6 protein-coding genes, 1 tRNA gene and 1 pseudogene are annotated in these 4,174 nt (G+C 61.2%); all 8 read left to right on the plus strand.

What is annotated here, in order from left to right; translation table 11 throughout:
* A pseudogene (locus ACR2JA_RS19250) lies at nt 1-117 on the plus strand (elongation factor Tu); the annotation flags it as partial.
* Nucleotides 118-147: 30 nt separating this feature from the next.
* A tRNA-Trp gene (locus tag ACR2JA_RS19255) sits at nt 148-223 on the plus strand.
* Between the two features lie 145 nt (nt 224-368).
* A complete protein-coding gene (gene secE / locus ACR2JA_RS19260) occupies nt 369-752 on the plus strand; it encodes a preprotein translocase subunit SecE (protein ID WP_434010676.1) in 384 nt (127 codons plus the stop codon).
* Nucleotides 749-1,324, plus strand: a complete 576-nt coding sequence (gene nusG, locus ACR2JA_RS19265; RefSeq protein WP_434010677.1) for a transcription termination/antitermination protein NusG — start codon at nt 749-751, stop codon at nt 1,322-1,324. Before secE ends, nusG begins: the two co-directional genes overlap by 4 nt.
* A 113-nt stretch (nt 1,325-1,437) precedes the next feature.
* Nucleotides 1,438-1,869 carry a 50S ribosomal protein L11 gene (rplK, locus tag ACR2JA_RS19270; protein ID WP_066160539.1) on the plus strand — a complete coding sequence of 144 codons (432 nt, stop codon included), beginning with the start codon at nt 1,438-1,440 and terminating at the stop codon, nt 1,867-1,869.
* 1 nt (nt 1,870) lies between these two features.
* On the plus strand, nt 1,871-2,566 hold the full coding sequence (rplA, locus tag ACR2JA_RS19275; protein ID WP_434010678.1) for a 50S ribosomal protein L1: 696 nt from the start codon (nt 1,871-1,873) through the stop codon (nt 2,564-2,566).
* Nucleotides 2,567-2,816: 250 nt separating this feature from the next.
* Nucleotides 2,817-3,347 carry a 50S ribosomal protein L10 gene (gene rplJ, locus ACR2JA_RS19280; RefSeq protein ID WP_434010679.1) on the plus strand — a complete coding sequence of 177 codons (531 nt, stop codon included), beginning with the start codon at nt 2,817-2,819 and terminating at the stop codon, nt 3,345-3,347.
* A gap of 41 nt (nt 3,348-3,388) precedes the next feature.
* A complete protein-coding gene (rplL, locus tag ACR2JA_RS19285) occupies nt 3,389-3,766 on the plus strand; it encodes a 50S ribosomal protein L7/L12 (protein ID WP_434010680.1) in 378 nt (125 codons plus the stop codon).
* The last annotated feature ends 408 nt before the right edge of the window (nt 3,767-4,174 follow it).

Here is a 4,174-nt window from a genome sequence, read left to right on the forward strand (position 1 = left end):
GTGTCGATCACCGTCAAGCTGATCGCCCCGATCGCCATGGAAGAAGGCCTGCGCTTCGCCATCCGTGAAGGCGGTCGTACCGTCGGCGCCGGCGTCGTTGCCAAGATCATCGCCTGATCAAGCCCTGCATAGGGGCACAAAGCCAGTAGGGGTATAGCTCAATTGGCAGAGCGTCGGTCTCCAAAACCGAAGGTTGTAGGTTCGATTCCTACTGCCCCTGCCACCCGACCGGACGGCATCAGGATCTGAGTCCCGTCCTCTGAGTGGTTCACAAGCCCGCCGAAGTCGTCAAGACCTCCGGTGGGCTTGCGTGTCTCAAGCCTCGGCTTCGATGGCGCGCGTTTTTGTCAAGCATCGTCTGGAATTTCATGGCCACTTCCGAAGTTCAAACCGTCAACACCGGCGCCGACAAGGCCAAGCTGGTGGGCGCTGCCGCGCTGCTGTTGGGTTCGTTCGTGGCGTTCTATCTGCTGTCCGGCAAGGGCCCCATCGCGCAATGGGTCGCTTTGCTGGTGGGTGTGGCGGCTGCGGTGGCGGTTTTCGGCGTGTCCGAAGCTGGCAAGCAGCTGGTGGCCTTCGGCCGCGACGCCTGGCGCGAAACCAAAAAGGTGGTCTGGCCTGCCCGCAAGGAGGCGATCCAGATGACGGCCTATGTGTTTGCCTTCGTCTTCGTGATGGCGCTCTTTCTCTGGCTGACCGACAAGACCATTGAGTGGGTGTTTTACGACCTGATCCTGGGCTGGAGGAAATGAGCATGAGCGAACAACAAAGCCCTTTGGGAACCCCGACCGAGGGCATGCGCTGGTACGTGGTGCATGCCTATTCCGGCATGGAAAAAGCCGCTGAGCGCAACATCGTCGAGCGCATCAACCGCGAAGGCATGCAGAGCAAGTTCGGCCGCATCCTCGTGCCGACCGAAGAGGTGGTGGAGGTCAAGAACGGCCAGAAGCGCACCACCGAGCGCAAGTTCTTCCCCGGTTATGTGTTGGTCGAGATGGTCATGGACGATGAAACCTGGCACCTGGTGAAGCACACCAACAAGGTGACGGGTTTTGTGGGCGGCGCCAAGAACCGCCCGGCCCCGATTTCCGAGGAAGACGTTCAGAAGATCGTCAACCAGATGCAGGAAGGCACCGACAAGCCCCGCCACAAGGTGGAGTTCGTCGTGGGCGAATACGTCCGCGTCAAGGAAGGCCCGTTCACGGACTTCAACGGCACGGTCGAAGAAGTCAACTACGAGAAGAACAAGATGCGCGTCTCGGTGACCATTTTTGGTCGTGCCACACCGGTCGAGCTCGAATTCAGCCAGGTCGAAAAGACCTGAATCTTTTCGACCGCAGGCGGTTCAACCCGGCGCCTGCGGTCTTTCCATTTCCGGGTTTCAACCGCGAGGAGGTGGCCGTGATGGTCGCCGATTGCACTCGCAGGAGCTAAAACATGGCGAAGAAAATCGTCGGCTTCATCAAGCTGCAAGTGCCAGCTGGTAAGGCCAACCCCTCTCCCCCGATCGGTCCGGCGCTGGGTCAGCGCGGTCTGAACATCATGGAGTTCTGCAAGGCGTTCAACGCCCAGACCCAGGGCGTCGAGCCCGGTCTGCCGCTGCCGGTGGTGATCACCGCCTTCGCGGACAAGAGCTTCACGTTCATCATCAAGACCCCCCCGGCAACGACCCTCATCAAGAAGGCCATCAAGCTGGACAAGGGTTCTCCGGTGCCCAACAAGCAGAAGGTCGGCAAGATCACCCGCGCTCAGCTGGAAGAAATCGCCAAGACCAAAATGAAGGACATGACCGCTGCCGACATCGATGCAGCCGTCAAGACCATCGCCGGCTCCGCCCGTTCGATGGGCGTGATCGTGGAGGGCGTGTGACATGGCCAAGCTGACCAAGAAGCAAAAAGCCTTTGAAGGCAAAGTCGACAGCAACAAGCTGTACCCGCTGACCGACGCTCTGAGCATCGTCAAGGAGTGCGCCAACGCCAAGTTCGACGAATCCATCGACGTGGCCATCCAGCTCGGCGTGGACGCGAAGAAGTCGGACCAAGTGGTGCGTGGCGCCGTCGTGATGCCCAACGGCACCGGCAAGACCAAGCGCGTGGCCGTGTTCGCCCAGGGTGCCAAGGCTGAGGAAGCCAAGGCCGCTGGCGCCGATATCGTCGGCATGGACGATCTGGCCGCCGAAATCAAGGGTGGCAAGATGGACTTCGACGTCGTGATCGCCTCCCCCGATGCGATGCGCGTGGTCGGTACCCTGGGTCAGGTGCTGGGTCCCCGTGGCCTGATGCCCAACCCCAAGGTCGGCACCGTGACGCCCGACGTGGCCCAGGCTGTGCGCAACGCCAAGGCCGGTCAGGTGCAGTTCCGCGTGGACAAGGCCGGTATCGTGCACGGCACGATCGGCCGCCGTTCCTTCGATGCCGACAAGCTGCAGGGCAACCTGGCCGCGCTGATCGACGCGCTGAACAAGGCCAAGCCGGCCACCAGCAAGGGTGTGTACCTGCGCAAGGTGGCGGTGTCGTCGACCATGGGTGTGGGCGTCCGCGTGGACACCCAGTCCATCTCGGCGTAATCGCAAGAGATTCCCAGGCAACCTCGGTTGCCTGGGTGTGGTGGGCCCGCCCGCCGGCCGCAAGGCCAGCGAGCGGGGCCATCCAAGACCGTTGGCGTCGAGACGATCCGCAAGGCTCCGACCGACTTAATTGTGAAAAGCCAACGCAGATGGCGATCCCGCTGCAGATGGAACCCGGTTCCCGAAACAGTTGGTCGCTGCAATGAAGCGTGCTCCAGGCGCAAGCCGAAAGCATATTAAGGAGTAGACCTTGAGTCTGAATCGCAGTGAGAAAGAAGCGGTCATTTCCGAAGTGACCAGCCTCGCCGCAAAAGCTCAAACGCTCGTGATGGCGGAATACCGCGGCATCACGGTCGCTGCCATGGACAAACTGCGCGTCAACGCCCGCAGCAACGGTGTCAGCCTGAGTGTTCTGAAGAACACCCTGGCCCGCCGCGCTGTGGCTGGCAGCCCGTTTGAAGTGGCCGGTGACCAGATGACCGGTCCGCTGATCTATGGCTTCTCCGAAGACGCCGTGGCCGCCGCGAAAGTGGTGGCCGAGTTCGCGAAGACCAACGACAAGCTGGTCATCCGCGGTGGCGTTTACGGTGGCAAGGTTCTGGATCAGAACGGCGTGAAGCAGCTCGCAAGCATCCCTTCCAAGGAAGTGCTGCTGGCCCAGCTGTGTGGCTTGCTGATGTCCCCGATCTCCCGCACCGCTGTGGTGCTGGGCGCTCTGGCGGCCAAAAAAGGCGAAGGCGCTGCCGCTCCGGCAGCTGAAGCTGAAGCTGCTGCCGCCTGAAGGCGCAGCCAGTTCGTTTAACCAATTGTTAGGAAATCCAAATGGCATTCGATAAAGACGCATTTCTGACGGCCCTGGACAGCATGTCCGTCATGGAACTCAATGACCTGGTCAAGGCCATTGAAGAGAAGTTTGGCGTGTCCGCCGCGGCCATGGCCGCTCCGGCCGCCGGTGGTGGCGGTGCCGCTGCCGCTGCTGCTGAAGAGAAGACCGAATTCAACGTCGTGCTGCTCGAAGCCGGCGCCAACAAGGTGTCCGTGATCAAGGCCGTGCGCGAAATCACCGGTCTGGGTCTGAAGGAAGCCAAGGACCTGGTCGACGGCGCTCCGAAGAACGTCAAGGAAGCGATTGCCAAGGCCGACGCCGAAGCCGCTGTCAAGAAGCTGGTGGAAGCCGGCGCCAAGGCCGAACTCAAGTAATTCGGTTTTGCTCCAAGGCTGGAGAGTCCGCAAGGGCCTCCAGCCTTTGGTGCTTTCAGAAAGCACCGCAAAAGGGCCTGGTGCAGGCCCCTTTGCAGTGTCTTTTGACCCGACTGCAAAAGACCCTTGGTTCGGGTTGCGTGCAATGCGCAACCGTCCGCCAACGCTGGTAGTGGCCAGCCGCCAAGTCTGCAGGTATCGATGCGAGCGATGCCTGCGCCCAGTCCTGAAAGATCGTAGCCCGGAGATCTCATGGCCTATTCCTACACCGAACGCAAGCGAATCCGCAAAAGTTTCGGCAGCCGCGAAAGCGTGCTCGAAGTTCCCTACCTGCTGCAGATGCAAAAGGACGCTTACACGTCCTTCCTGCAGGCCACGGTGCCCTCCACCCAGCGCGTGCACGAGGGC

The organism is Hydrogenophaga sp., from assembly GCF_051007235.1.
Taxonomy (GTDB): domain Bacteria; phylum Pseudomonadota; class Gammaproteobacteria; order Burkholderiales; family Burkholderiaceae_C; genus Hydrogenophaga.

What these genes read in the sequence shown, in the direction of transcription:
- nusG (WP_434010677.1), top strand. Translation starts at nt 749, where the DNA reads ATGAGCATGAGCGAACAACAAAGCCCTTTGGGAACCCCGACCGAGGGC.
- rplK (WP_066160539.1), top strand. Translation starts at nt 1,438, where the DNA reads ATGGCGAAGAAAATCGTCGGCTTCATCAAGCTGCAAGTGCCAGCTGGT.
- rplL (WP_434010680.1), top strand. Translation starts at nt 3,389, where the DNA reads ATGGCATTCGATAAAGACGCATTTCTGACGGCCCTGGACAGCATGTCC.
- rplA (WP_434010678.1), top strand. Translation starts at nt 1,871, where the DNA reads ATGGCCAAGCTGACCAAGAAGCAAAAAGCCTTTGAAGGCAAAGTCGAC.
- secE (WP_434010676.1), top strand. Translation starts at nt 369, where the DNA reads ATGGCCACTTCCGAAGTTCAAACCGTCAACACCGGCGCCGACAAGGCC.